The 25,062-nt window shown below is 70.7% G+C and carries 23 protein-coding genes and 2 pseudogenes; 14 read left to right on the top strand and 11 right to left on the bottom strand.

What is annotated here, in order from left to right; genetic code table 11:
• The first annotated feature begins 3 nt into the window (after positions 1-3).
• The 3 genes from ACZ6R6_RS36605 (at position 4) to ACZ6R6_RS36595 (ending at position 3,540) form a co-directional block, all read left to right on the top strand.
• Positions 4-867, top strand: coding sequence for an NAD(+)/NADH kinase (locus ACZ6R6_RS36605; protein WP_306867205.1), 864 nt, complete (start codon positions 4-6; stop codon positions 865-867).
• Positions 868-1,039: 172 nt separating this feature from the next.
• Positions 1,040-2,239, top strand: a complete 1,200-nt coding sequence (locus ACZ6R6_RS36600; protein WP_470101275.1) for an FxsB family cyclophane-forming radical SAM/SPASM peptide maturase — start codon at positions 1,040-1,042, stop codon at positions 2,237-2,239.
• Positions 2,236-3,540 carry an HEXXH motif domain-containing protein gene (locus ACZ6R6_RS36595; protein WP_470101273.1) on the top strand — a complete coding sequence of 435 codons (1,305 nt, stop codon included), beginning with the start codon at positions 2,236-2,238 and terminating at the stop codon, positions 3,538-3,540. Before ACZ6R6_RS36600 ends, ACZ6R6_RS36595 begins: the two co-directional genes overlap by 4 nt.
• On the opposite strand, the gene fxsT is transcribed toward ACZ6R6_RS36595, so the two are convergent.
• Positions 3,537-6,074: an FxSxx-COOH system tetratricopeptide repeat protein gene (gene fxsT, locus ACZ6R6_RS36590; protein ID WP_470101271.1), complete on the bottom strand. Its 2,538-nt coding sequence runs from the start codon at positions 6,072-6,074 to the stop codon at positions 3,537-3,539. The genes ACZ6R6_RS36595 and fxsT overlap by 4 nt on opposite strands.
• Before the next feature lie 271 nt (positions 6,075-6,345).
• On the opposite strand from fxsT, the gene fxsA reads away from it, so the two are divergent.
• The 3 genes from fxsA (at position 6,346) to ACZ6R6_RS36575 (ending at position 9,444) form a co-directional block, all read left to right on the top strand.
• Positions 6,346-6,510 (top strand): FxSxx-COOH cyclophane-containing RiPP peptide, encoded by a 165-nt coding sequence (gene fxsA, locus ACZ6R6_RS36585; protein WP_370879707.1) that lies wholly within the window; start codon positions 6,346-6,348, stop codon positions 6,508-6,510.
• A 253-nt stretch (positions 6,511-6,763) separates the two neighbouring features.
• Complete coding sequence (locus ACZ6R6_RS36580) at positions 6,764-7,471, top strand: SIR2 family NAD-dependent protein deacylase (RefSeq protein ID WP_470101405.1); 708 nt, start codon at positions 6,764-6,766, stop codon at positions 7,469-7,471.
• Complete coding sequence (locus ACZ6R6_RS36575; protein ID WP_470101269.1) at positions 7,468-9,444, top strand: nSTAND1 domain-containing NTPase; 1,977 nt, start codon at positions 7,468-7,470, stop codon at positions 9,442-9,444. The genes ACZ6R6_RS36580 and ACZ6R6_RS36575 overlap by 4 nt, the downstream gene beginning before the upstream one ends.
• Here ACZ6R6_RS36575 and ACZ6R6_RS36570 read toward each other — a convergent pair.
• Positions 9,374-10,201 (bottom strand): hypothetical protein, encoded by an 828-nt coding sequence (locus ACZ6R6_RS36570; protein ID WP_470101267.1) that lies wholly within the window; start codon positions 10,199-10,201, stop codon positions 9,374-9,376. The two genes, ACZ6R6_RS36575 and ACZ6R6_RS36570, sit on opposite strands and share 71 nt — an antisense overlap.
• A 192-nt stretch (positions 10,202-10,393) precedes the next feature.
• Entirely contained in the window at positions 10,394-11,638 is a 1,245-nt protein-coding gene (locus ACZ6R6_RS36565; RefSeq protein ID WP_470101265.1) for a hypothetical protein, read from the bottom strand.
• 336 nt (positions 11,639-11,974) lie between these two features.
• Here ACZ6R6_RS36565 and ACZ6R6_RS36560 point away from each other — a divergent pair, with 336 nt between their 5' ends.
• Positions 11,975-13,612, top strand: coding sequence for a glycoside hydrolase family 13 protein (locus ACZ6R6_RS36560; RefSeq protein WP_470101263.1), 1,638 nt, complete (start codon positions 11,975-11,977; stop codon positions 13,610-13,612).
• A 91-nt stretch (positions 13,613-13,703) separates the two neighbouring features.
• Here the strand turns inward: ACZ6R6_RS36560 and recQ are convergent, their stop codons facing one another.
• The 4 genes from recQ to ACZ6R6_RS36540 all read right to left on the bottom strand — a co-directional run bounded on the left by recQ (position 13,704) and on the right by ACZ6R6_RS36540 (position 17,397).
• A complete protein-coding gene (gene recQ, locus ACZ6R6_RS36555; protein ID WP_470101261.1) occupies positions 13,704-15,590 on the bottom strand; it encodes a DNA helicase RecQ in 1,887 nt (628 codons plus the stop codon).
• Positions 15,591-15,796: 206 nt separating this feature from the next.
• Positions 15,797-16,528, bottom strand: coding sequence for an alpha/beta fold hydrolase (locus tag ACZ6R6_RS36550; RefSeq protein WP_470101259.1), 732 nt, complete (start codon positions 16,526-16,528; stop codon positions 15,797-15,799).
• A gap of 2 nt (positions 16,529-16,530) precedes the next feature.
• Positions 16,531-16,698: a hypothetical protein gene (locus tag ACZ6R6_RS36545; protein ID WP_470101257.1), complete on the bottom strand. Its 168-nt coding sequence runs from the start codon at positions 16,696-16,698 to the stop codon at positions 16,531-16,533.
• A 192-nt stretch (positions 16,699-16,890) separates the two neighbouring features.
• Positions 16,891-17,397, bottom strand: coding sequence for a hypothetical protein (locus ACZ6R6_RS36540; RefSeq protein WP_470101255.1), 507 nt, complete (start codon positions 17,395-17,397; stop codon positions 16,891-16,893).
• Between the two features lie 329 nt (positions 17,398-17,726).
• On the opposite strand from ACZ6R6_RS36540, the gene ACZ6R6_RS36535 reads away from it, so the two are divergent.
• The 5 genes and pseudogenes from ACZ6R6_RS36535 to ACZ6R6_RS36515 all read left to right on the top strand — a co-directional run bounded on the left by ACZ6R6_RS36535 (position 17,727) and on the right by ACZ6R6_RS36515 (position 20,502).
• On the top strand, positions 17,727-19,199 hold the full coding sequence (locus tag ACZ6R6_RS36535; RefSeq protein ID WP_470101253.1) for an Ig-like domain-containing protein: 1,473 nt from the start codon (positions 17,727-17,729) through the stop codon (positions 19,197-19,199).
• A gap of 130 nt (positions 19,200-19,329) precedes the next feature.
• Positions 19,330-19,629 carry a hypothetical protein gene (locus ACZ6R6_RS36530; protein WP_470101251.1) on the top strand — a complete coding sequence of 100 codons (300 nt, stop codon included), beginning with the start codon at positions 19,330-19,332 and terminating at the stop codon, positions 19,627-19,629.
• A pseudogene (locus tag ACZ6R6_RS36525) lies at positions 19,593-19,724 on the top strand (serine hydrolase domain-containing protein); the annotation flags it as partial. The gene ACZ6R6_RS36530 and the pseudogene ACZ6R6_RS36525, both read left to right, overlap by 37 nt.
• A 107-nt stretch (positions 19,725-19,831) precedes the next feature.
• Complete coding sequence (locus ACZ6R6_RS36520) at positions 19,832-20,206, top strand: serine hydrolase (protein ID WP_470101403.1); 375 nt, start codon at positions 19,832-19,834, stop codon at positions 20,204-20,206.
• Positions 20,207-20,217: 11 nt separating this feature from the next.
• Complete coding sequence (locus ACZ6R6_RS36515) at positions 20,218-20,502, top strand: hypothetical protein (protein ID WP_470101249.1); 285 nt, start codon at positions 20,218-20,220, stop codon at positions 20,500-20,502.
• A gap of 143 nt (positions 20,503-20,645) precedes the next feature.
• On the opposite strand, the gene ACZ6R6_RS36510 is transcribed toward ACZ6R6_RS36515, so the two are convergent.
• The 4 genes from ACZ6R6_RS36510 to ACZ6R6_RS36495 all read right to left on the bottom strand — a co-directional run bounded on the left by ACZ6R6_RS36510 (position 20,646) and on the right by ACZ6R6_RS36495 (position 23,773).
• Positions 20,646-21,254, bottom strand: a complete 609-nt coding sequence (locus tag ACZ6R6_RS36510) for a TetR/AcrR family transcriptional regulator (RefSeq protein WP_470101247.1) — start codon at positions 21,252-21,254, stop codon at positions 20,646-20,648.
• A 9-nt stretch (positions 21,255-21,263) separates the two neighbouring features.
• Positions 21,264-22,184, bottom strand: a complete 921-nt coding sequence (locus tag ACZ6R6_RS36505) for an alpha/beta fold hydrolase (protein WP_470101245.1) — start codon at positions 22,182-22,184, stop codon at positions 21,264-21,266.
• A 106-nt stretch (positions 22,185-22,290) separates the two neighbouring features.
• Positions 22,291-22,434 (bottom strand): hypothetical protein, encoded by a 144-nt coding sequence (locus tag ACZ6R6_RS36500; protein ID WP_470101243.1) that lies wholly within the window; start codon positions 22,432-22,434, stop codon positions 22,291-22,293.
• A 367-nt stretch (positions 22,435-22,801) separates the two neighbouring features.
• Complete coding sequence (locus ACZ6R6_RS36495; protein ID WP_470101241.1) at positions 22,802-23,773, bottom strand: helix-turn-helix transcriptional regulator; 972 nt, start codon at positions 23,771-23,773, stop codon at positions 22,802-22,804.
• Positions 23,774-23,863: 90 nt separating this feature from the next.
• On the opposite strand from ACZ6R6_RS36495, the gene ACZ6R6_RS36490 reads away from it, so the two are divergent.
• Together ACZ6R6_RS36490 and ACZ6R6_RS36485 are read left to right on the top strand one after the other, a co-directional pair.
• A complete protein-coding gene (locus ACZ6R6_RS36490; protein WP_470101239.1) occupies positions 23,864-24,847 on the top strand; it encodes a zinc-binding dehydrogenase in 984 nt (327 codons plus the stop codon).
• A gap of 91 nt (positions 24,848-24,938) precedes the next feature.
• Positions 24,939-25,062 (top strand): annotated as a pseudogene (locus ACZ6R6_RS36485) (IS630 family transposase); the annotation flags it as partial.

Below are 25,062 nucleotides of genomic sequence, written 5' to 3'. Positions count from 1 at the left end.
GGCATGGGGATGGTCGAAACGGTGGGGCTGGTGCTGCACCCGCAACGTGACTCCAAGGTGGCCATCGACACGATCGTGGAGTGGGCCCGCCTGCACGGCGTGACCGTGTACGGCCTGCCCGACGAGGTCGGGCGCATCGACTGCAGCGCGGTGCCGGTCGACGTCGAGACCCTGGTGGACCGTGCCGACCTGCTCGTCAGCCTGGGAGGCGACGGCACCATGCTGCGCACCATGCGGCTCATCGCCGGGCGCCCCACCCCCATCCTCGGCGTGAACCTCGGCAAGCTGGGCTTCCTCGCCGAGATAGACGTCGACGAACTGTCCTCCGCGCTGTCGGCCATCGACAACCACCACTACACCGTCGAGCCCCGCATGGCGGTGCGGGTCACCCTGCCCTCGGGCGAGACGGTGACCGCCTTCAACGACATCGCCCTGGTGCGCACCCCCGGCGACGGGCTGTCGGCGGTGGCGATCACGGTGGAGAGGCACCCCTTCGTCCGCTACGCGGCCGACGCCGTCATCGTCGCGACCCCCACGGGGTCGACCGCCTACAGCTTCTCCGCGGGCGGCCCGATCGTCTCCCCGACGGTCGAGGGGTTCCTCGTCGTGCCCGCGGCGGCCCACTCGGCGTTCAACCGGGCCCTGGTGCTCTCCGCCGACGAGCGGGTCGACCTGGAGGTCCTCCCGACCAGCGGCCGGCTGGCGATGGAGGTGGACGGGGCGATCGGCGCCCACCTGTCGCCCGGCGACCAGGTCACCGTCACCGCGATCCGCGCCTTCGCCTGGGTCGTGCGGCTGGGCACCACGAGCTTCTACGAGCGCGCCCGCCGCAAGCTCCGCGTGAACGGCAGCGCCGAGGTCGACTAGCGACCAGCCGTCCCGTCCAGGCCGACCGTCCCACCCGGACCGGCCACACCGCCTCCGGACGGGGCCGGGGAGCGGCATCGGCGAAATACCGGGAACGCCGGGAGGGCTTCGCTATGCTGATCTCTCCCGTCACGACGGGTTACACATCCGGTCTCAGCGTGGAGGCTCGTCTGTGCCCGAATGGCCGTCCACCCTCGACGTGACGGAGCTGATGGCGGGTGGCTGGCGCCCCACCCCGTTCCGGCAGTTCATCCTCAAGATCCACAGCCGGTGCGATCTCGCGTGCGACTACTGCTACATGTACGAGATGGCGGACCAGAGCTGGCGCTCGCGTCCCCGCCAGATGTCCCCGGAGGTCGTGGCCGCGGTCGCCGCCCGGATCGCCGAGCACGTCCACGCGCACGCGCTGCCCTCGGTCGAGGTGATCCTGCACGGCGGCGAGCCGCTGCTCGCCGGCCGGGAGCCGATCCGGGAGGCGGTCTCCTCGATCCGTTCCGCGGTCGGCCCCGGCAGCCGCGTCGACGTCAGCCTCCAGACCAACGCGACCCTGCTCGACACCGCCTACCTCCGGCTCTTCGACGAGCTGGGCGTGCGGGTCGGGGTCAGCCTCGACGGCGACGCGCAGATGCACGACAGGAGCAGGCGGCGCCCCAACGGCGAGGGCAGCCACGCGGCGGTCGCCGCCGCCCTGGGCCGGCTCTCCTCCGCCCCCTTCCGGCACCTGTTCGCCGGGCTGCTGTGCGCCGTCGACCTGCGCAACGACCCGATCGCTACCTATGAGGCGCTTGTCGCTTTCGACCCGCCGGCCGTGGACTTCCTCCTCCCCCACGGCAACTGGTCCGCTCCCCCGCCCGGCCGCGTGCCGGGCTCGGACGCCACGCCGTACGCCGACTGGCTGATCGCCGTCTTCGACCGGTGGTACGGATCTCCCCGCCCGCAGACCCGGGTCCGGCTCTTCGGCGAGATCATGCACCTGTTGCTGGGCGGAGCCTCCGCCAACGAGCAGGTGGGGCTCTCCCCGGTGGGGACGGTGGTCGTCGAGACCGACGGCGGGATCGAGCAGTCCGACATCCTCAAGTCCGCCTACGACGGCGCGGCCTCCACCGGGCTGCACGTCACCCGTGACCCCTTCGACGCGGCGCTGACGCTCCCCTCCGTCGCCGCGCGCCAGATCGGCGAGCTGGCCCTGGCGCCGCAGTGCGCGGCCTGTCCGGTGGCCCGCGTGTGCGGCGGCGGCCTCTACGCCCACCGCTACCGCGCCGGCAGCGGCTTCGCCAACCCCTCGGTCTACAGTCCCGACCTCCTGCGCCTCATCACCCACATCAGGCGAGCCGTCGCAACTGATGTGTCCACGCTGAAAGGATCCCGATGAACCTCCGCGAGCACCGGATTCCGGCGGACACCTTCTCCGAGCTGTCGGCCGGCGCGGGGGGCGCGGCCGCGGCGCGCCTGCTCGCGGCCACCCAGTACAGCAAGCACGTGCTGCTCGTGCGCGGGGTCGTGGACACCGCGCGGGCGGCCGGGCATCCCCAGGCGGACGCCGCGCGCGGCGGCTACGACATCCTCACGGCCCTCCAGGCCGGGCATCCGGAGGCCGTCGACGCGGTGCTGCGCTACCCGTCGGTCGGGGCGTGGGCCCGGCACACCGTCAGAAGACTGTCGGAGTCCGGCGGCCCGGCCGTGCCCGGACAGCTCGGGGCGCTGGCCGCCGCCGCCGCGCTGCGCTCCGGTACGGCCTGCACGGTCGAGGTGCCCGTGACGGACGCGGTCCTCACCCTCCCCTCGGTGGGGCAGGTCCTCCTGCCCGGCGGCGCCGCCGCCGCGACGGTCCGGTGCGCCGGGGGCGGGGCGGAGGTCACGGCGGAGGGCTTCCGGGTCGAGATCTCCCCGTCCGGCGCCGAGACCCCCGGGTGGCTGCCCCTGCGGGCGCTGGAGTCCGAGTCCGGCGGCAGGCGCCTGCGGGTGCTGGTCGACGACCTCGACCCCTACCGCATGCCGGGCTCGGCCGACCTGAGCGGCCGGCTCAGCCCGACGCAGGTGTCGTACTGGCAGTCCACGCTGGACTCGGCCTGGGAGCTGCTCGTCCGGCACCATACGACGGTGGCCGACGAGGCCGCCACGGTCGCCTCCGTGTTCGCGCCGATGGCCCCCGAGAGCGGGGGGCAGACGAGCGCGTCCTCCCGCGAGACCTTCGGCTGCGTGGCGCTGTCGGAGCCGCTGGACGGATGCTCGCTCGCGGTGACGCTCGCCCACGAGATCCAGCACGCCAAACTCTCGGCCCTGCTCGACGTCGTCACGCTGCTGCTGCCCGACGACGGCTCCCGGCACTACGCGCCCTGGCGCGACGACCCCCGGCCGCTGGGCGGGCTGCTCCAGGGGGCCTACGCCTATCTCGGCGTCACCGAGTTCTGGCGGCGCCAGCGCGCGCACGAGAACGGCAAGGCCGCCGTCCTGGCGAGCGCCGAGTTCGCGCAGTGGCACGAGGCGGCGCGCATGGTCTGCGGGACGCTGCAGGGCAGCGGGCGGCTGACCGCGGCGGGAGAGATCTTCCTGGCCGGCATGGTCGCCCGGCTGGACGGGTGCGCGGCCGAGCCCGTCCCGGCCGAGGCCCTGGCGCTGGCCCGCGAGGCGGGCCGGCGCCATCACGACCGGTGGGTCGAGCGCAACGGCTAGATCGCCGGCGGGTCGAAGTCGAAGTCGAGGCGGTCGTTGCGGGCCGCCACGATGACGTCGGGATGGTTCTGCCCCAGCACGCGGTGGTAGCGCTCGAAGGTGTCGGCCCACAGGACGTCCGCCTCGTCGTCCCTCCGCTCCGCCCGCAGGTCCTGGACCAGGTTGGTGGCGCAGGCCAGGGTGAGCGGGTGGTCGACGCCGAGGACCTCGCGCAGCCGGACGAGGGTGTCCTGGCTCATGACGAGCGCGGCGGCGCTCTCGCCGAGGACCGCGAGGTCGCTGGCGAGATTGATGGCGCAGGTCAGCGAGTAGTGGTGGTCCACGCCGAGCGTCCGGTTGAGCCCTTCCAGCGATATCTCGTCGAGCTGCCGGGCCTGCTCGGCGTCTCCGTGGACCCGTAGCAGCAGCGCGAGGTTGGTGGCGCACCCGTAGTTGAAGGGGTGGTCCTCGCCGTACATCGTCGGGTAGCGGGTGGAGGTGTCACGGAGGAGGTCGAGGGCCTCGCCGGTGCGCCCGCCGGCGCGCAGCGCGTTGGCCAGGCACAGGGCCGCCGCGAGGGTGTCGGGGTGGTCCCGGCCGAAGATGCGCTCCTGCCGCTCGAAGGTGTTCTCCGCCAGCTCCAGCGCCTCGTCGATCGCTCCGGCCCGGCGCTTGGCGATGGACAGGTCCTTGGCGGTGCGCAGCGTCCAGGGATGGTCGGCGCCGAGCTCCTGCAGGCCGTACTCCAGGGCGTCCTCGCCCAGGTCGCAGGCCTCGAAGTATTCGCCGCTCAGCCGCACCACCCGGGCGAGGCCGTTGCGGAAGGCGAGGATGTTCTGCTTGCTGGAGCCGGAGCCGGCCCTGCTCTGCACCATGTAGGTGCGCTCGAGCAGCTGGCGGGTCGCGGTGTAGTCGCCGAGCAGGAGATAGTCGATGCTCAGGTTGTTCATCGCGCGCAGCGTCCGCCGGTGGTCGGGCCCGAACACCGCCTCGTGCTGGCGCAGGGACTCCTTGTCGTGCTCCAGGGCGGCGGAGAACTCGCCGCGCGCCCGGATGTCGGCGCCGTAGCTGTTGGTGAGCAGCAGCGTCTCGGCGTGCTCCGGGCCGAGCACCTCCAACATGCGGGCGAGCGTCACCCGGTTGAGGTCGTAGGCGGCCTGATACTCGCCGAGCTCGCGCACGACGATGCCGAGGTGCCGCTGGGCCGAGAGCACGTATTCGTCGTCATCGCTGGAGTCTTCCCGCCACTGGGCCAGGAGGCCCTCGACGAGCACCCGCGCCGACCTGAAGTCTCCGGAGGAGTAGAGGTAGCGCACCACGTCGAGGACGAAGCGGCGGACCTGCGGCTCCCGGCTCTGGGCGACGCGGGCGGGCGTCACGTGACCGAGCAGCTCGGAGTAGCGGGGCCAGGCGGTGTTGTCGTCGGGCTCCTCGGGCGCGGCGGCGGCCAGCAGCAGGTGCACCTCGTGCCGGAAGCTCGCGCTGTCGCGCTCGCTGAGCTCGTCGCGCAGGAGGGCCTGGACCAGCCGGTGGACCTGGATGGTGCGGCTGACGGAGTCGAGACGGACCAGCGCGTAGCGGCCGAGCTCGCGGATGGCCCGGCTGACGAGGATGGGGTTTCCCAGCAGCGCGCCGAGCCGGGACTCGGCCTCGGCCTGCTCCGACAGCGGCGCGAACACGTCGCGGGGTATGGGCTCGGGGCCGAAGAAGGCGCAGCAGCGCAGGAGCTCGACCGCCTCGGGCATCTTGGAGACGAGCTGCGACACCGACAGCGACCAGGCGGCGGTCATCGACACCGGATAGTCGGACGGCTTGCTCTCGGCCAGCAGCAGCGCCGTCTGCTCGTGGAGCAGCCGCAGGTATTCGTCGACGGACATGCCGGTCTCGGCCTGGAGCGCGCCCGCCTGCTCCAGCGCCAGCGGCAGGTCTCCGAGCTCCTCGGCCAGCCGGTCCGCCTCCTGGCGGCTCATCGCCTTGGACACCCGCTTGCTCAGGAACTCGATGCTCTCCTCGCGGCCGAACACGTCGATGGCGACGGTGTCGACGACGCCCTGCCACCGGTGGTTGCGGGAGGTGATCAGGACGTGTCCCGGGCCCCGGGGCACGATCTCGTTGAGGTCCTCGGGCTGGTCGGCGTTGTCGAATATCAGCAGCCACTTGTCGTACGGCTCGCCGCGGCGCAGCGCGTCGAGCACCGCCGTGGCCGCGTCTTCGATGCCGGTGGTCGCCGCCGAGGGCAGGCCGAGATAGGGGGCGAGCCCGGCCAGGGAGGAGCGGACCAGCACGGGCTGGTCGGCGGGGACCCACCAGACGAGGTCGTAGGCGGATCTGTAGCGGTAGGCGTATTCGATGGCGACCTGGGTCTTGCCGACGCCGCCCAGTCCGTGGAGGGCGTGCGGGACCACCGCGGTGACCTCGGCGGTGACTCCCTTGCGCAGCTGTTCGAGCAGATCGTCTCTGCCGGTGAAGTTCTTGTTCCGCTGCGGAACCTTGCCCCATACGTCCGGTGACCGTCCCGGCGTCCGTGACGCCCCGGAAGAGTGCGCGACAGACACGCGATCGCCTCCACTGACTGATTCTGCGCTCATGCTAGCCCTGGGTTAACTGAATGTTTATAAGCCAGTTGGACAGAACTTTCTATTCGGCTCGCTTAACTTGGAACACTTTCGTGACAACGAAATACAAAAAGGAGCTTCAGTCCCTGCAGCCGCAGGTAGCAAAACTCCCTTATAGCTACAAACATCCCCGTCTACCCTACGGTCGAAGTTGACTTCATAACATGGAAGGATGTAGGCGTCAAGATGTTTGAGGAGCCAGGGAGCCCAGGTGGGTGAGCAAGCTACAGATTTCGGCACAGACCTCATCGATGTGACCGACATAAGGCTGAGTGACCTCGACCAAGTCGGTGAGTCCAGTCTCGCGCTCGCACTGCGCCGGTTGCTTAGCGAGGAGGACACCGGCCCGGTCGCCGGATTCACATCGTCAATCTAGCGGGACTTGACGACACCGCCCTGGATGTGCGACACAAGGTGTCACAAAGGGACCTTCCACCAATAACCAGGGCGGTGTCGTGGACGACGCGGACTGGCGGCGACTGATCGACCAACTCCGCAGTGGAGACTGCACGCCCTTTCTCGGCGCGGGGGCCTGTTACGGCACTCTCCCGACCGGCTCCGAACTCAGCAGAAAATGGGCAAAAAGCTATAAATACCCTTTTCCTGATGACCACGACCTCGCCCGCGTGATGCAGTACGCGGCGGTGCTGGAAGGCGACCCGGTCTACCTCAAAGAACAGATCTGCGAATACCTCCAGTCGCACGGGCTGCCCGACTTCGGCCACGCCGGCGAGCCCCACGCGCTCCTGGCCAAGTTCAACCTGCGCGTCTTCCTCACCACCAACTACGACAACTTCCTGGTGGAGGCGTTGGCGGGCGAGGGCAAGGCGGCTCACACGGCGATGTGCTCCTGGGCCGACCGCAACCCCCAGGAGACCCCGGAGCTGCCGGAGCCCTCGCTCGACGAACCACTGGTCTACCACCTGCACGGGAGCTGGGCCGAACCCTCGTCCCTGGTCCTCATCGAGGACGACTATCTCGAGTATCTGGCCAACGTGGCGGCGGCACAGGCGTCGGGCAACCGGACGCTGATCCCCATCCCCGTGCTGCGCGCGATGACCACCCGCCCCCTGCTGTTCGTGGGCTACAGCCTGCAGGACTGGACCTTCCGCGTGCTCTTCCACGGCCTGCTCCGCGCCATCCCGGCCGTCCGCCTGCGGCGCCACGTGAGCGTGCAGCTGCTGCCGCCGCTGAACACCCCGATAGCCGAGGCCGAGGAGCGGGCGAAACAGTATCTCGTCCGATACCTCGACGCGGGATGGCGCATCTCGATCTTCTGGGGCACCGCGGCCGAGTTCTGCCAGGAGCTGCGGCGACGGCTGGGACCGGACGCATGACCTCCACCGGCCACCTGCAGAACGAGACGGGCCAGCCGTACGTGGGGCTGCGCGCCTTCCGGCGGCGGGACGAGGGCCTGTTCTTCGGCCGCGAGCGCGAATCGCGCGAGATCGCCACCCTCTGGCAGGCCGACAGGCTGACCGTCCTCTACGGCGCCTCCGGCGTCGGCAAGACCTCCCTCCTGCAGGCGGGGGTGCTGCCGCTCCTCGACCCCGACCGCGTCGACGTCCTGCCGGTGGGCCGGGTCGCCCCGGACCCCGCCCTCCTCGTCACCGCCACGCCGGTGCGCAGCGTCTACACCCTGAGCCTGCTGTCGTCGTGGTCGGCCGCGCCGCCCGCCGAGCTCGCCGGGCTGACCGTCCGCGACTTCCTCGACCGGCACCCGGCGCGCGTCGACCGCTACGACGACCCCATCCCGACGCTGATCGCCATCGACCAGGCCGAGGAGATGTTCACCGGGGCTCCCTACGGGGAGTCCGACCTGGAGGAGTTCGTCGCCCAGCTCGCCGACGCCCTCCAGGCCCACGCCGGGCTGCGCCTGCTGCTGTCGATGCGCCAGGAGTATCTCGCCTCCATCGTCCCCTTCGAACGCGTGCTGGGCCAGGGCTCCCGTTCCTGGTTCCACCTGCTGCCCTTCCGGCGGGAGGCCGCGCTGGAGGCCACCCGCCGACCGCTGGAGGGCACCGAGCGCAGGTTCGGCGAGAACGCCGCGGAGATGCTGGTCGACGACCTGCAGACCGTGACGATATACAGCGACCAGGGTGAGAAGACCGTGCTGAGGGTCAGCGGCGTCGAGCCGGTGCAGCTCCAGGTGGTCTGCGCCGCGCTGTGGGAGTCGCTGCCGCCCGACGTCCACGAGATCACCGTCGACCACGTACGGCTGCACGCCACCGTCGACCGCTTCCTGGCCGGTTTCTGCCGGCGGATGCTGCGGGAGGTCGCCGAAGAGCTCAACGTGCCCGAGGGCAGCATCCGGGCCTGGCTCAGGCGCACCTTCATCACCGAGCACGGCACCCGGGGCACCGCCTACGAAGGGCTCGACCAGACCGCCGGCATGCCCAACGCCGTGGTCAGGGCCCTGGAAGACCGTCACATGCTCAAGGCCGAATACCGGGCGGGCGCCCGCTGGTACGAGCTGCAGCACGACCGTCTCATCGCCGCCATCCGGCACACCGACCCCGAGACGTTCCTCCAGGCGGCGCGGACCGCCCTCTCCAGGGCCCAGTGGGCCCACGCGCGGGAGCTGACCGAAGACGCGGTGCGCACGGCGGAGTTCGACGACCTGGGCGTGCGCGCCGAAGCCGAGGCGATCTTCGGCGACGTCGCGGTCGGGACCGGAGACCCGGAGACCGCGTGGCGGCGCTACGACGCGGCGGCGGAGATGTTCGCCGTGCTCCAGCGGGCCGACGGCGTGGGCCGGGTCCTGGCCGCCAAGGGCCGTCTGTCGCTGAGCCTGGGCGACTATCCCACCGCGGTCAGCGCGCTGACCGCAGCCGCCGCCAGAATACCGGGCGACATGTCCGCGCAGACCGCCCTCGCCCAGGCGCTGTGGCACGTCGGGCAGCCGCGCTCGGCCCTGATCGTCCTGAACAGCGCGCTGGCCGTGGCGGGCGACGCCCTGCTGGACGCCCTCGCCCTGCGCGGGGCGATCCTCGCCGACCTGGACCAGCCCGAGGCCGCGCTCCGCGACCTCGACCTGGTCCGCCAGCACCAGCGGCCCGCGACCCTGGCGGCCCGCGCGCTGGCGCTGGCGCTGGCCGGCCGCTTCGACGCCGCGGAGCAGGAGGCGGCCGACGCGATCGCCAACGCCGGGGGCAACGGCCCCGTGCTGCTGCGCGCCGCCCGCATCCGCGTCATCCTCGGCAACGCCGCAGCCGGCGCGGACCTGGCCGCCCAGGCGATCAGGGCGACCGATCCCGCCCTTCCCGAGCATCTGCGGGAGCAGGCCCGGCGTCTGCTCCCGCAGGAGTGACCTCCGGCTGCGCCGCCTCCCGCCAGATGTAGTCGAACTGCCGGACCCAGTAGGAATACCAGCGCTCGTTCTGCGCGCGGCTGAGCTCCAGGTGCATCCGCGACGAAGTCGACGGATTGTGAAAACCGTGGATCTCGACGATCGCCCGGCCCTTCGAGCTGTCCGGGTCGATGAGCACGATGCTGAATCCGGGACTGTAGGGCAGGAGCCGGTAGCGGAACTGTCCTTCGATCTCCCAGCCGCTCATCAGGTCCAGCCGTTCGACCGCGCTCTCAAGCGCCGCGGGCAGTTTCTGGACCGGGAATTCGACGGAGTCGTCCAGCTGCCTGGAGGCCATCCGCACCGCGGCCTTCTCCGCCGGGTCGAGAATCACGATGCGGACCGATCCGCCCGTACGGGCGAGCACGGACTTACGCAGGACCTCGCACGTGTGCGCGGAGAGCAGGTTCACCGCCGACGGCGCGAACACCCGCACATCACGCGCATTGGCCAGGGCCGACGACAACGGCACGGAGTCGAACGCCGACCGGTCCCCCAGAATGCTCGTGGAGATCTCCGAGCGCTCTTCCGGCAATGTGAGCCGGTAGACCAGAATTCCCACTCCGGAAAGGAGCGCGGCCCATTTCAGTTGATCGGGGACCACGTCTCCGAAGATCGAGACGACGGCGAAGGCGAACACCACGATGGTCACGACATGGGCATCGACGTTCTGCCGGACTTTCATGTCCTGGATAAGCCGCCGCAGCCAGACCACCACGCCTCCTCCGGGCCTTCTCGCCGTTCACGGCCCCTGAACACATTGTCGGCGACGGCAATTCGGAATGCGCGCCGTCCGGACGATCCCGTGGGTGCCGGCCCCGCGCGCCGCCGGGTGCGCCCGGGGCCGGCGGGCCTCCCGCCGTCGCGGCCCCGCCGGCGGAGGTCCGCCGGCGGCCCCGGCCAACCGGCTTCAGGAGGCGGGCGCCGAGCCGTTCACCGTCAGGATCCGCTCCTGCGTCTCGATGGCCGGGAAGGTGCCGGTGTCGACGATCCCGTGCTCGTTGTAGGCGGCCTCGATCAGGGCGTGCGCCCGTGGCTCCAGCTTCCACAGCGCCCGGTATTCGCGGGCGGTCGCCAGCGTGATGCCGGTCTCGTGGGCGATGTCGGCCGCGCGGGGGACGAACTTCCGCTCGATCTGCTGGTCCCAGTATTCCCGCGCCGCCCGCATCAGGGCCGCGCGCTGCGCGGTGTCGACGACCGGCAGGGCGGTCTCCACCACCTCGGCCTCGTCGTCCTCGTCGTCGTCGTAGGCCGAGGGCCGGGCGGCGGGCAGCGCCTGCGGCTGCTCGGGCTCGGGGGCCCACGGGACGGGCGGGCTCAGGTCGATCAGGGCGGAGGTGTTGTAGAGCGCGCCGATCTGGGACAGCAGCGCCTCCTGGCGAGCCGTGTCGACCGCCAGGCCGGTGTGCTCCACCGCCTGGTCCATCGCCCGGTCCAGCTTGACGAGCGCCGCGCGCATCCTGCGGTCGGAGGCCCCGGCCTCGCGGAGCGCGCGGGCGCGCTTGGCCGCCAGCGCGACCCGGGTCAACCTCCGGTGGGCGTCCACCTCGCTCGCGGTCCGGTCGCTGGCCTCGGCCAGCCCGACACGGACGAGCATGCGCTCGGGGGTGATCCGCCAGTTGATGCGGGCCCGCCCGGTGATGCGGTGCCGTTCGATCGCCATGCCGCGCTCCCACAGCCACGCGGCCACCAGCGGGGCGGCCAGCCGGAAGACGGCCTCGGCGAGACTGCGTGCGTCCATGCTCGACAGCACCGCCGACAGCCCGGTGAGGGTCCACACCGCGACGCCGTCGATGCCCGCGGAGTAGTTCTCCCGCATGTTGCGGCGGGCCCGCACGGCACTGGTGATCACCGCGACCTCGATGAACGCGAAGAGCAGCAGCCGCAGGGGGCCGTCGAAGCCGAGCACGTCACCGGAGAAGCGCCACATGCCCTGGGCGGACACGCCCGTGGCGATGCACGCGGCCACGATGGTGAGGATGTCCTCGGCCGGGCGGGGGGCGACGTAACGGTGGAAGAACCGGTTGCCCGCACGGTAGGCGGCACGGAGGGCGAAGTAGGCCAGGCCGAGCAGGGCCAGCGCGACCACGCAGATGATGACCGTTCCGACCGGATGGTCCGACGTGAAGGCGGTGATTTGATCGATGGGGGGCATCAGTCACTGTCCGTCAGTCTCGATGTCCGACAGGATATGGACGCGATCATTCCAGAATGTCGGCAGCTTGTTCGTGAAACGGGTAGTCACGCCTGGGACTTGAGTGAACACGGGTACGGACCCGTCCCGGGCTCGGCGTGGAGAGCCGTGCGGGGCGGGCGGCGCCCGGGGCTCTCGCGAATCGGCCATTACGCCCCCTTGACGTCTACGTAACGTGAATGCATAACATGCATGCATGTAACCGCGGAGATCACCGTGATCCTCCACGGCGGCGGGCACGGCCGACCGGAGGCCCCGCACAGCCAGGTTCGACGTCCCCACCTGCAAGGAGCACAAGTGACGCAACGGTCCGTCGCCCCCTGTGCCGTCCCGTCGCCGGCCCCGTCCACGCCCCCGCCGTCCGAGTGGTGGCGCGATGCGGTGATCTACGAGATCTACGTGCGCAGTTTCGCCGACGGGAACGGCGACGGCATGGGCGACCTGCTGGGCGTGCGCAGCCGCCTGCGCTACCTCGCCGACCTCGGCGTGGACGCCATCTGGCTCACCCCCTTCTACCCCTCCCCGCTGCACGACGGCGGGTACGACGTGTCGAGCTACCGCGCCGTCGACCCCCGGCTCGGCACCCTCGACGACGCCCGCGCCCTCGTCGCCGAGGCGCACGGCCTGGGCATGCGCGTGCTCATCGACATCGTGCCCAACCACACCTCCTCGGAGCACCCCTGGTTCGCGCAGGCGCTGCGCGACGAGCCCGGGGCCCGGGAGCGCTACGTCTTCCGGCCGGGCCGTGGGGAGGACGGGGCCCAGCCCCCCAACGACTGGGAGTCGAGCTTCGGCGGGCCCGCGTGGACCCGGCTGCCCGACGGCATGTGGTACCTGCATCTCTTCGCCCCCGAGCAGCCCGACCTCAACTGGGAAAACCCCGAGGTCCGCGCCGAGTTCGAGGACGTGATGCGGTTCTGGCTGGACATCGGCGTGGACGGGTTCCGCGTCGACGTGGCCCACGGCATGGTCAAGGCCGAGGGGCTCCCCGACGCCGGGTTCACCGGCCAGCTCAAGCTGCTCGGCCGCGCTCCGCTGCCCTTCTTCGACCAGGACGGCGTGCACGAGATCCTGCGTTCCTGGCGGCGGCTGCTGGACTCCTACCCGGGCGAGCGCATCGGGGTGGCGGAGGTGTGGCCGCCGTCACCGGCCCGGCTGGCCAACTACGTCCGGCCCGACGAGCTCCACCAGGCGTTCAACTTCAACTATCTCGCCGCCGACTGGGGCGCCGGCCCGCTCCGCCAGGTGGTCGACGCCTCGATCGCCGCCACCGACCTGGTCGGCGCGCCCACCACGTGGGTGCTGTCCAACCACGACCAGGTCCGCCACGTGACCCGCTACGGCGGAGGACGGCGCGGCACGCGGCGGGCGCGCGCGGCCGCGCTGCTCACCATGGCGCTGCCCGGCTCGGTCTACATCTACCAGGGGGAGGAGCTCGGCCTGCCGGAGGTCCTCGACCTCCCCGACGAGGTGCTGCAGGACCCGATCTTCTTCCGTACGGCCGGCGCGGACCGGGGCCGTGACGGCAGCCGGGTGCCGATCCCGTGGGCGGGCGGCGAGTCGTCGTTCGGCTTCTCCCCGCCGGGAGCCGACCCGAGCTGGCTGCCGATCCCCCGCGACTGGGGCAGGCAGGCGGTGATCCCGCAGCTCGGCGACCCCCGGCCCTTCCTCAACCTCTACCGCAACGCCGTGCGCCTGCGCCGTACCCACCCCGCCCTGGGCAGGGGGACGATGCGGTGGCTGGACTCGCCGCCGGAGACGCTCTTCTTCACCCGCGAGCCCGGACTGCTGTGCACGGTCAACCTGGGCGCCGACCCCGTCGTCCTGGAGTCGCCCGGCACGCTGCTGCTGGCCAGCAGCGACATGCGCTCCAACGGGCTCCAGGCGGTCCTGGAGCCCGACACGGCCGCCTGGTGGTCACGCACCAGCACCTGAACGCGCCGGTCGGGGGGCCGCGCGAGGCATCACTGGCCGGTCCCCGTCACGGCGGCACTCTCGCCGCCGTGACGGGGACCGGCCGGGGATGTCACTGGAGCGTGAGAACCGGGTCGTCGCCGGAGGCGGCCTCCTCGAGGGCGTCCAGGATCTGCCGGCCGTACTTCGCCAGCTTGTTCTCGCCCACACCGCTCACCTGGCCCAGCTCGGCCAGGGACGACGGAGGCTCGGTCGCGATCTCGCGCAGGGTCGCGTCATGGAAGATCACATAGGCCGGCACGCCCTGCTCCTTGGCGGTGGCCGCGCGCCAGGCGCGGAGCCGCTCGAAGACCGGCACCGCCTCCTCGGGCAGCTCCGCGGGGGCGGCGCGACGGGACCCGCCACCCCGGGCCGCCGTCTCCGACCTGGCCCGCGCCGCCCGCTCGGGCTCGCGCCGCAGCAGGACCTGGCGCCGGCGGCCCAGCACCTCGGCGCTCGCGTCGGTGAGCAGCAACGTGCCGTAGTCGCCCTCGACGGCCAGCAGGCCCTGGGCCAGCAGCTGGCGGACCACACCGCGCCACTCGGCCTCGCTCAGCTCCGTGCCGATGCCGAACACCGTCAGGGAGTGGTGGTCGAACTGGGTGACCTTGGCCGTCTCCCTGCCGAGCAGGATGTCGATGATCTGACCGGCGCCGAACTTCTGGCGCCGCTCGCGCTGGAGCCTGAGCACCGTCGACAGGAGCTTCTGGGCGGCGATCGTGCCGTCCCACGACTGCGGCGGCGTCAGGCACGTGTCGCAGTTTCCGCAGGCGGTGCTCTGCTGGCCGAAGTAGGCCAGCAGCCGCACGCGGCGGCACTCGACCGTCTCGCAGAGGGCCAGCATGGCGTCGAGGTGGGTGCCCAGGCGGCGCCGGTGGGCGTCGTCGCCCTCGGAGGTGTCGATCATCTTGCGCTGCTGCACGACGTCCTGGAGCCCGTAGGCCAGCCAGGCGACGGAGGGCAGGCCGTCGCGCCCGGCCCGGCCGGTCTCCTGGTAGTAGCCCTCGACGGACTTGGGCAGGTCGAGATGGGCGACGAAGCGCACGTCGGGCTTGTCGATGCCCATCCCGAAGGCGATGGTGGCGACCATGACGAGGCCGTCCTCGCGCAGGAAACGCGCCTGGTTGGCGGCCCGGGTGCGCGCGTCGAGCCCCGCGTGGTACGGCAGCGCCTGGATGCCGTTGCCCACCAGGAACTCGGCGGTCTTCTCCACCGAGGAGCGCGACAGGCAGTAGACGATGCCCGCGTCTCCGGAGTGCTCGGTGCGCAGCAGAGCGAGCAGTTGGCGCCGGGGCTCGTTCTTCGGCGCGATGCGGTATTGGATGTTCGGGCGGTCGAAGCTCGACACGAAGTGCCGGGCCTTCTCCAGATTCAGGCGGGAGGCGATCTCGGCGTGGGTGGCCTCGGTGGCGGTCGCGGTCAGCGCGATGCGGGGCACGGCGGGCCAGCGCTCGTGCAGCGTGGACAGGGCGAGGTAGTCGGGGCGGAAGTCGTGTCCCCACTGGGCCACGCAGTGCGCCTCGTCGATGGCGAACAGGGAGATCGTGCCGCGGTCGAGCAGCCGCAGCGTCGAGTCGAGCCGCAGCCGCTCCGGAGCCAGATAGAGCAGGTCGAGCTCGCCGTCGAGGAAGGCGGACTCGACCTGCCGGCGCTCGTCGGAGTCCTGTGTGGAGTTGAGGAACCCGGCCCGCACGCCGAGCGCCGTCAGGGCGTCGACCTGGTCCTGCATGAGCGCGATGAGCGGTGAGACGACCACGCCGACGCCCTCTCGCACGAGAGCGGGGATCTGGTAGCACAGCGACTTGCCGCCGCCGGTGGGCATGAGCACCAGCGCGTCGCCGCCGTCGACGACGTGGTCGATGATCTCTTGCTGGCCTTCCCGGAACGAGTCGTAGCCGAAGACGCGGTGCAGCACTCGCAACGCGTCGCTCACTTCGGGACCGCTCACGGGGGAGACCATCGGGTCATTGTATGAGGAGCGGTCCGGTCGCCCGGCGTTTTCACCCGTGCGGGCGGGGCGGACGGGTCTCACCTGACGGCCGGTTCCGCCCGTGCGGGCGGGACTCGGGGGCCGGCGGTGGCGGTTGGGAGTCTGTGCTGGCGTCCCGTCAGGGGATCGTTCACCGGGACTCCTCAAGGCGTCCGGCGGCCCTGCTGCAGTCCAGGTCAGCAAGTCCGGTAAGACCCGCCCGACAATGTGCCCGGTGAGCGGGGGCCGACCGGGGCGGCCAGCCGGCCGGCGGATCGCCGCCACGAGCGCGCTTCGATCCGCTCCATGTGGTCCCGAATGATGGAGACGTACTCGCGGCGAAGCGGTTCCTCCTCGAGATAGCCCATGTGGGCGGCGCCGGACTGCGTGACATGCTCGGAATCCGGGATACGGCCGGCGATATCCGCGAGATGCGAGGGAACGCATCCGTCGAACTCTCCGCCGAGGACCAGCGTAGGAACTCGAATCCGTTCAAGCCTGTCGAAGATGTCCCAATCCTTGAGGGCTCCCGTCACGTGGTAGTCCGCCTGACCGATCAACATCCGGAACGTGATCAAGCTCATGAGATCCGGGTCGAGGCTCACCGAAGAGGTGCGCACGACGCACGCGCGCATGTACTCGCCCTGGGCGATCCAGTAATCCGGATCATCCGTCTCTCCTCGCAGCTCACGACCGTAGGTGCGGTCCAGGACATCGCCCGGTAGCTTCGCCAGTAGATCTCGTACCTCTTCTTCGGACCGGGGGACGCCGGCCAGTCCGTTGGCGCAGATCAGACTCGTCCATTCGGGCGCGCGCTCGGCGGCGTACTGCAGCCCGAGCATGGCTCCCCAGGAGTGGCCATAGACGTGAGGTCGTTCCAGGCCGAGACCTCCGATGACCGCGCCGAGTTCGTCGAGGAAGCGATCCACCGTCAGCAGCGAGGCGTCGTCGATCCATCCGAACGCCCCACCCCGAGCTGGTCGTACCAGATGACTTCGCGTTCCAGGGCGAGCGGTTCGAACGCCTCGAACAACAGGTCGCTCGGATAGCCCGGCCCGCCGTGAAACTGAATCGCCTTCTCGCCGATGTTCTTCCCCATGTTGAGTTCTCCCTTTACGGTTTCCGGTCGAACGCGGAGCCGCCGAAATCGCGTCGCGCCCTGCCGGTGGCAGGTGTACACGCGCGCTAAAGCGAACGCCCGTTCACGCACGGCGACGCGCCTCCACGAGCGTGTATTCGGGGCGGCGACTTCCAACATGGAGAGGAAAAACGACCGAAAGTAAGGCTTGACTTACTTTGCCGCCTCAGGCAGCTGAATCCGATCACGGGAAACGGATGCCGTGTCGTGCACCCGCCTGCACTCGGCCACCAGCCGCTTGGTCACCCGCCGATCCGCGCGGGCCGCGATCGCGTGCACCGTGCGCAGCGGCAGCGCGACCAGCGCGTCAGTGATCTCCCAGGCGACGGAGGCTTCCTTCCTGGGCGGGGTGGGCGCAGGGGCCGGGGGAACCACCGCCGCGGGCACTGCTCGCGGCGATGGGCCACCGATCCACCAGGCACACAGAACGCAGCAGATCGAATACGGAAAGTGACGTAACAGACACCCCGATTCGGGCGCCTCGGCCTGGACGAGCCGCACCACCTGGTCGCGGTAACCGCGCGCAGCAACCACAGCGAACCCGGCAAGGATCCCGGTCAGCGGCTGCCGCCGTGTGCCCCAGCCCGCCGCCGACACCTGGCCGAACGGACCGCGGTCAAGCTGCGCCGGGCCTTGAGCGTCGATCCGGCGGAGAAACAAACACTGACCACGTTCGCCGAAGACCGCCCCAACGCGCCCCCGCCAGGGACGACCCCGCCCGCCGGCGACCGAGACCTCGCACACCCCCGGCCGTCCCGCCCGCGGGGGTTCATCTCACCGACGGTTCGGGCGGGAGCGCGACTTTCCAGCGTCCCAGCGTCGGCGGTGCGCGCCGGCGGAAGCGATCGGCGGGCGGTGATCGGCGGGCGGTGATCGGCGAGGACGACACGGAATCTCCGCGATGGCCACTGAACGAAATTCTCCAATTGCACTCAGTAACATCGCTATGGATTTGATCTTGAACGTGTTCCACATAGATCGGGAGTTCCATGGCGATATCACAACGGCCCAGGTCCGCGTTCACCACGCTTACCTGTGCCCTGACCACGCTGCTGGCCGCATGGGTGACCCCGGCGGTGGCCGACACCGATGCCCACACCGGCGCTACGACTCGGCAGGCCACCACACAGGCCGCCGCACCCTGCGTCCGGCACGGGCAGCACAATTACCCCGTCGACTACTACTGGAAGAACGTGCTCGGCCTGAGGCTGGGCAACGGGTCGGTGGCGGTCACCACCTCCCCGTCCCTGTGGGGCGGGCAGATCGCCCCCGGCACCACCTTCACCCTCACCCTGACCCACCGCACGGCCCGCTGGCCACTGCTGGTCAGGACCTACACCACCACCTGGGACCTGTCGTCCCTGCGAGCCAGCGCCGACATCGTCGGCCAGTCCGGGACCGGCGTCATCAACGGCAACACCCTGTCGATCACCTCGCCGGGCACCAAGACCGACCCGCCTGCGAAGGTCATCACCTTCCAGGTCAGGCAGGGCACCGTAGGGCGCAGCATGACGATTCGGCCGAGCGGGATCAGCAGCGTAATCGCCTTCCCGGGCCAGCTCGGAAACAACACCCCCGCCCCGCCGATCCACATCGTCAACGGCCAGTCCATCTCACCCACCAACGCCGTCGACGACACCGCCACCACCACGGAGGGCACCGCCGTCACCGTGCCCGTGCTGGCCAACGACACCGGGACGGCGCCGACGATCACCGGCGTCACCCAGCCCCGCCACGGCAGCGCGACGATCTCCGGCAACACCGTCATCTACACGCCCAACCCGGGCCTGGGCGGCACCGACACCTTCACCTACACCATCACCACCGCCTGCGGAAGCGCCACCGCCACGGTCACCGTCGCCGTCATCTGCACCCGCGAGCCCATCAACCTGGTCAACGGCAGCTTCGAGACCCCGCCCGTGAACCGGATCGACTACTCCATCGACGACGCCTCCATCAACCCCGCCGTCGGCTGGCACACCACCGCCTCCGACCACAAACTGGAGTTCTGGCCCAGCGGCGCGAGCGGGGTCCCGGCCGCCGACGGCCGGCAGTTCGCCGAACTCAACGCCACCCAGGTCTCCACGCTCTACCAGGACGTCCCCACCGTTCCCGGCACCCAGATGACCTGGTCGCTGTATCACCGCGGCCGTCTGGGGACCGACGTGATGCGGGTGCTCATCGGCGCCCCGGGCGCACCCGTGCCCCAGACCCCGACCGGGGCCTCCTCCCCGGACATCTCCGACGGCAACACCGCCTGGGGCCACTACAGCGGCACCTACGTCGTGCCCGCCGGGCAGACCGTCACCCGCTTCGCCTTCAAGTCGGTATCGGCCGCCGGAGGCCGTCCGACCTTCGGCAACTTCCTGGACGGCGTGGTCTTCCAGACACCGCCCTGCCAGCCCATGACCCAGAGCACCGCGAAGGCCGACCGAGCCCACAACGCGCGCCGAGCCCGATGACCATCCCGTCCTGAACGCCCTCGGGGACGGCCCGCACACCTGCGGCGGGCCGTCCCCGAGGGCACCCCGAACTTTTCGGAATCGAGATCCACCGCCTTGCGGCCGTGATCCCTGACCAAGGAGACCCCTGGTGAAACCACACGTCCTCGCCCCGCTACTGCTCACTCTGCCGCTGCTGCCGGCCTCGGTACCCACACCGGCCGCCGCCCAGCACACCGCACCCGCCCCGCCCACCCGCCGGCAGGCGGTCCAGGCCGCCTTGGCGGCGATCGTCACCGCCGGAGCCCCCGGCGCCCTGGCCGAGACCCGCGACGAGAACGGCCGCTGGAGCGGCACCGCCGGCACCGGCAACACCCGCACCCACGCCCCGTCCCGCTCAACGGGCGCTGGCGCATCGGCAGCGTCACCAAAACCTACATCGCCGCCCTGATCCTCCAACTCGCCGGCGAAAACAAGCTCGCCCTGGACGACCCCATCGACCGGCACCTGCCCGGCCTGCTGTCTCGCGGCGATCAGATCACCATCCGGATGTTGCTCAACCACACCAGCGGCATCGCCGACTACGCCGCCACCTTCGACAACACCCCGGCCGGACTGCGCCGCCTGGCCACCACCACCTACACCCCCGGCAACTGATCACCATCGGCACCGGTCTGCCGCCCACCTCCGCCCCTGGCGGCGCCTGGGCCTACTCCAACACCGGCTACGCCGCCCTCGGCCTGCTGATCGAGAAGATCACCGGCCGGGGCCTGTCTGTCGCCCTGCACACCCACCTGCGGCACGACCGTCTGGGGGCACAAGGGCCACATACCGGGATGTGCCACCTACAGCTTCCACACCGACCGCCGCAGCATCACCATCGCCGCCACCGCCCTGCCCGCCCCCGACGACGCCGCCGTCGACCAGGCCATGAACCAGGCCCTGAACGCCGAGTTCTGCACCTGAAAACCGACCACCAGGGGTGCCACCGGAATACGGCGGAAACAGGCCGCAGACTTGATCGCTGATCGTTAGGGTCTTGACGTCCCGGCTGCTTGGTGGTTCCTGGGAGTTCGGATGGCCGGACGGCCTACCCGAGGTTCGCGCGAGCGGTGTTGGCGTTGGCGACCTGGCCTACGGCGAGTTCGGCAAGCGCTGCCGTGTCGGCCCGGGCGAGGACCGCTTCGGCCCGGACGAGGAATGGATCGACCCGTTCGCCGACCCGCGGCCCGACATCCGCCGCTGGACCGAGCCGCTGCGCCGCGAACTCCGCCAGGCGTGGACCATGCTCGACCACGCCGAGCGGCATCCCTGGTCCGGCTGACCGCCGCGCCATCGCCGCGCGGGACTGACAGCGCCGCCCGCGCGAGCGTCGCGGCCGCCATAGGGGCCCCATACCGGCCCGGAACTCCTACAGCGCCGGCAAGCCGCCACTCGGTTCCCCTCCACCGCACCGGTCCCGCCGGGTCAAGCCGCTGCCGGCCCGAACAGGCGATCCAGGTGGTAATCGATGATCCCGGTGGCGGCCTCGTGGCTGCGCTGTCGGCTGAGAACACTGGAGGTCAGGCCGTTGGCGAGAGCCAGAAGGCCGGCGACTTCGATACGCGGGTCACGATCGGGGGCGATGTCCCCGGCCTGCTGTGCGGCGGTCAACCGTACGGTGAGGAAGTCTTCCAGTGCGTTGGGCAAGGTGAGCCCGACCGCGGCGAGCGCCGGGTCGGTGAGGGCGGCGGTGTAGTAGGCGGTCCAGGCCATGGAGTCCAGGCGGCTCTGCTCGTCGGAGGGAAGGATCACACCGAGGACGGCGGCGAAAACGCCTCGCGGTGTCAGCTCGCCCGCGGTAGCGGCGGCCCGTTGCTTGACCCGGCGGTCCATGCGGGCGCCCAGCTCGGTGAGGCCGGACTCGAGCAGGGCCTGCTTGTTCGTGAAGTAGTACTGGACGACGCGCAGCGAGACGCCGGCCTCGGCGGCGATCTCACGCATCGACACCGCCTGCAGGCCACGGGTGCTGGCGATGCGCAGCAGCGCCTCAGTCAACTGGCGCCGCCGCTCATCATGATCCACCTGTCGGGGCATACCCGTTTCCTACCTGCTGTCCGTGTTGCGCTTCAGCGTTGCGGTCCCGGGCCGCGCCTGATCGGGAAAGGTGAGGATCCGCTCGGCGACCAGGTCCGGAGCTTCGACGGGCAGCGAATGTCCGGTGCCGGGCACAATCTCCACGCGCCAGGACGGCGCGATGTCGGCCAGCCGCGCGGCCAACGCCTGCGCGTCGAGCAGCGCGCTGCGGGCGCCCAGCAGCACCTGCACGGGCACGGACACCTCACGTATCTGCTCGTCGGTGTAGGCGGGCGGGATGGGCACACGCCGGCGGAAGGACCAGCCGGCCCGCATCAGCTCCACCAGCCCATCCTCGCGCAGCACCCCGTTGTCCACTACGCCGGCCATGCGGTGTCGCAACGTACGAGGCAGCATGGAGGCGATGGCTCCGGCAAGGGCCCACCGGATGAACCGCCTGGGCAACGGCGCGAAGCCGCCCGGGTCCACCAGCGTCAGCGCCGCGACCCGGCCGCCCCCTCCGAGTTGCTGCTCCACTGCGGTCCAGCCGCCGTAAGAGAAACCCGCCACGTGTGCGCGCTCGGCTCCGACTGCGGCCAGTACGTCGGTGACCCAGCCACCGACCTCGACACCGGTCGCGAGCGGCCGCCTCTGAACCGAGCGGCCTGGCTCGCCGAGCGGGTCGACGGCAAGGACCGGGCGCGTGCGCGCCAGCAGCTCGATGTAGCGGTACCAGGCCAGCGCGTTCCCGCCGGCACCGGCCAGGAGCACCACCGGATCCCCCTCGGCGGGCCCGGCCCGGTGGATCCGCACACTGCCGGCGCGGGTCTCCACGTCGATGATGTCCACCGGCACCGGCCACAGCTCCCCGAGCAACCGGTCATAGACGACGTAGTACTTGTCACGGGCAGAGTCGCTGGTGAAAGTTGACGGCCGGTCAGGAATGCGCATGGTGGCCTCATCTCCCGAATGGATACAGTTGTATCCTATCAAGTGGCCGGCGAGGCCGCGACCGCGGTGGTTGAGTGGATGACGGAACACGTACCCGATCTGCCAGTCATCGCCCGAGGGCGCCCGGCCAACATCGCCTCTCAACGGGTGGCGGGTGCGCGCCGGCCTGGTACAGGCCGAACACCTCGTCATCGCCGGCGATGACGGCCAGGGCGAGGGGCAGGGTGAAGACGGCGGCGGTGCGCCGCATCGAGGTAGGCGTGGATAGTCCTGTTCGCGTCCAGCGGGAACGTCTGTCGATGAAACTCGGCAACACCCCTGATCACAGCGATGTCGTATCGATGAGTTTCGGCAACACCCAGGTCCTTGCGGTGAGAGCATCAACGTGCTGCTCGCCGCAAAGGGGCCCCGATGCCGTCGCAGTCCAAGAGCGGGCTCTACGCGGTGATCCGACGCGATGTGCGAGCCGGGGATGTCGATCCGGGCCGTGATGCGCAAGCACTGCGCGTCCTATGAAACCGGCCATAAGTCGATCTTGACAGCGTAGGGCATGCCCGCTGCGGGACGCCTTCCATTGCCTCGGCTGCTACGGACGCCGCGCCACCGTCGCGATCCGGCTACGGCACGGACGGCCTGCCGGGTGCGCTGGTGGCCCGGATGAAGCGGGCGCCCCACTCCTGGACGTGCGCGGCGAACTCCGGCGGCCCCAGCACCTCGAACTCGGCTCCCACATTGCCCAGCGCCTGGGTCGGCCAATCGAGAGAGGTCGAAGTCATGGTGATCCGGCAGCTGTCGTGGCTGAGCGGTTCGATCGTGCCCCACTGGCCGACCGCCTGCCGTACCCGGGTCACGGGGGCATGGACGAGCGCCTGGACCGTGTACGGCGCCGGGGCTCCGCTGGCTTCCTGGACGAAGGCCGCGGCGTCCTCGGCCGGGAGTGGACGCGGCCGGAATCGCGTGCCGGTCCCGGCCGGCTCGATCAGCCGGTCGAGGCGGAAGCTTCGCCAGTCGTGCCGGGTCAGGTCGTAGGCGACCAGGTACCAGCGTCCGCCGAGGGCGACCAGGCGATGCGGCTCGACCTCCCGCTCGGTGGGGGCGGAGCCTCTGGCGGTGTAGCCGAAGCGCAGCCGCTCCTGGTCCCGGCAGGCCTGGGCGACCGCCGTGAGCACCTGCGCCGGGACGACCGGCCCGGACGCGGCGACGGAGAGGGTCATCTCCCGCAGGGCGTCCACCCTGGCCCGCAGCCGGGGCGGTAGGACCCGAATCACCTTGGTGAGCGCACGCAGTGACGCCTCCTGCATCCCGGCGATCCCGCTCTGCGCCGCGTCGCCGATGCCCACCGCCAGAGCCACCGCCTCCTCATCGTCCAGCAGCAGCGGCGGCAGGACGGCGCCGGGCGCGAGCTGGTAGCCGCCGTCGGTCCCCCGGGCCGCGCTGACCGGATAGCCGAGCTCGCGCAGCCGGTCGACGTCGCGGCGCAGGGTCCGCTCGGATACCCGGAGCCGCTCGGCCAGTTCCGTGCCGGGCCAGTGGCGGTGGGTCTGCAGCAGCGAGAGCAGTCGGAGAGTCCGTGAGCTGGTGTTCGCCATACCGCCATCCTCACCCGACTTCCGGTCAAAAAATGACCGGAAGTCTCTTTAGAGTCGATTTTGAAGGCCGTACGACATAAGGACCAAGAAATGATCCCCCGTGAGATCCAGCTGACCGCACAGATCACCGGCACCCCCACGCTCGACCACTTCACTGTCGCCACCACCGAGGTGGACGGCGAGGTTGTGGTGCGGACTGACCAGGTAGGGCTCGCCGCGACCTACCTGGAGCTGATGCGCGCGGACTGCACCATCCCGGTACCGGCCTGGCAGCCGGGCCAGCGGGTGGGCGTGGCCGCCATCGGCACCGTCGTCCGGTCCGACAGCCCCGAGCTCGCGGTTGGCGACCTGGTGCAGTCGATGACCGGCTGGAGCGAGTACTCGGCGGGCCCGGCCGCCCAGTACACCAAGCTTGACCCCATCGCAGACCCTGGCTACTACCTCGGTCAGGGGCCGACGGCCCACTACGGGATGGCCGACGTGGCGGGCGTCGGCGAGGGCGACGTGGTGTTCGTCTCCGGCGCGGCGGGTGGGGTCGGCTCACTGGCCGGGCAGATCGCCAAGTGCCTGGGCGCGGTACGGGTGATCGGCAGCGCCGGCAGCCCGGCCAAGGTCGACTATCTGGTGAACGAGCTCGGCTACGACGCCGCGTTCGACTATCACGACGGCTCGCCGGTCGACCGGCTCCGCGAGCTCGCACCCGAAGGCATTTCGGTGTTCTTCGACGTCGTGGGCGGCGAGCAGTATCAGGCCGCGCTGCAGGCGGCCAGGCCCGGCGCCCGCTTCGCGCTGTGCGGCTCGCTGTCCAGCCAACTCGGCGACGCGGCCGAGCGCTTCCCCAAGCCCGACCATGCCGCGGCCCAGGCCAGAGGTGTCGAGCTGCTGCCGTTCTCCTGCTACCACACCCCCGACCAGATCGCCGCCTGGCGGGAACACTTCAGCACCTGGCTGGGCGAAGGCCGCTTCGTCTACCCGCAAACGGTCATCAAGGGCGAGGTCGAAGACGTGCCGCAGGCGTTCTTGTCCCTGCTCCAGGGCTCCTACCAGGGCAATGTCTCGGTGCGGCTGTCGTGAGGACTCTCTCGAGCAGGGCCCTGAACCGGGCCCTGCCAGGCTGCCAGTTCCTGCTGGCCCGCACCGATCGCACCCCGCTGGAGGTGATCGGGCGGGCCGGGCCCGCCGGGGGCGGCCGGACCGGTTGCCGGCCACCTACCGCCGCACCCACGGAGTTACCTACTTCCACGGCTGCTACTGCGTCGGCGACGACACGTTGTGGGGGATCGACCGGC

It is taken from the genome of Streptosporangium sp. NPDC048886, assembly GCF_055586905.1.
This window is presented reverse-complemented; position numbering and strand designations above follow the sequence as displayed.